This window comes from Aeromonas allosaccharophila (genome assembly GCF_000819685.1).
GTDB classification, from domain to species: Bacteria; Pseudomonadota; Gammaproteobacteria; order Enterobacterales; family Aeromonadaceae; genus Aeromonas; species Aeromonas allosaccharophila.
Genome location: NZ_CDBR01000081.1, coordinates 1 through 1,244 on the forward strand (window position 1 = coordinate 1; position 1,244 = coordinate 1,244).

1 protein-coding gene is annotated in these 1,244 nt (G+C 52.3%); it reads left to right on the forward strand.

From position 1 onward, the window contains the following. The first annotated feature begins 96 nt into the window (after positions 1-96). A complete protein-coding gene (locus BN1115_RS13710; RefSeq protein ID WP_042657589.1) occupies positions 97-1,224 on the forward strand; it encodes an ISAs1 family transposase in 1,128 nt (375 codons plus the stop codon). Positions 1,225-1,244 lie beyond the last annotated feature (20 nt).

Here is a 1,244-nt window from a genome sequence, read left to right on the forward strand (position 1 = left end):
CAGGGCAAGATCATGAACGTTTTTTAACCGAGCACAGTACATTTTGACCTGGGGATCAGGTTGTGATCTGATACTTCCTTTTCTGGGAGTACATCAATGCAACTGGATGCCTTTGCTGAAATTTTTGCTGATCTTCAGGACCCGCGTCAGTCGGCAAAAATTGCTTACCCCTTGTTCGACATCGTGTTCCTGACGGTATGCGCCGTCATTGGTGGATGTGAAGGCTGGGAAGATATTGAAGACTTCGGTCAGGCCCATTGCCGCTGGCTCCAGGATAAAGGCTTGTTTCCCAACGGACTTCCTGTGCACGACACCATTGCCAGAGTGATATCCCGGCTGGCGCCAGACGAATTTCAGGCTTGTTTCCTCAAATGGATGAAAGTCGTCCACAAACGCGTCAGTGGTGAATTGATTGCTATTGATGGCAAGGTTCTACGTAGTTCATATAACCGTGAGGATCGGCAATCCACCATCCACATGGTCAGCGCGTTTGCCAGCGCCAATGGCGTGGTGCTGGGACAGGTCAAGACGGACACTAAGTCCAATGAAATCACTGCTATTCCGGAATTACTGGCGTTGCTGGATGTCTGTGGTTGTTTGGTGTCCATTGATGCTATGGGTTGCCAAACCGAGATTGCTGCCAAGATAGTCGATAAGGGAGGCGACTATCTACTGGCAGTCAAAGGCAACCAAGAAACCCTATATCGCGCAGTACGTGAGGCCATGGCGCTGCAGGCCCGAGAAGGTAGCCATCAGGCCAAGATAGAGCGCTCACGGGGGCGAATAGAGATCCGTGAGTACCATGTTATGCCAGCTGGAGCGATAGCCGAGCAGTTCCCGGCCTGGAAAGGTTTATCCAGCTTGGGGGTTGCCATCGGTTATCGGTGCGACAGCAAGGGGCATGAATCGCTAGAGTACCGTTACTACATCAGCTCGGCTGAACTAACCGAAGAGCAATTTGCCAACGGGGTGCGCAGTCATTGGGGCATCGAAAACCAACTGCATTGGGTACTGGATGTCACCATGAAAGAGGACAATTGCCCGATCTACCGGGGGGATGCGGCGGAGATACTGGCCACAGCGCGGCATATGGCACTGAACATGCTCCGAGCGGAGGAAGAAAAGCGAGCCAGCATCCGCCGCAAACAGAAGATAGCCGCCATGAATAGCGACTATCTTGAGCAGGTGATTGTGGCGGGAATTCGAGCGACGAACAAAAACTGAGCATTCATGCTCTTACCCTG

Excerpts from the sequence above, each read along its gene's own strand:
- BN1115_RS13710 (WP_042657589.1), top strand. The coding sequence starts at position 97 with ATGCAACTGGATGCCTTTGCTGAAATTTTTGCTGATCTTCAGGACCCG.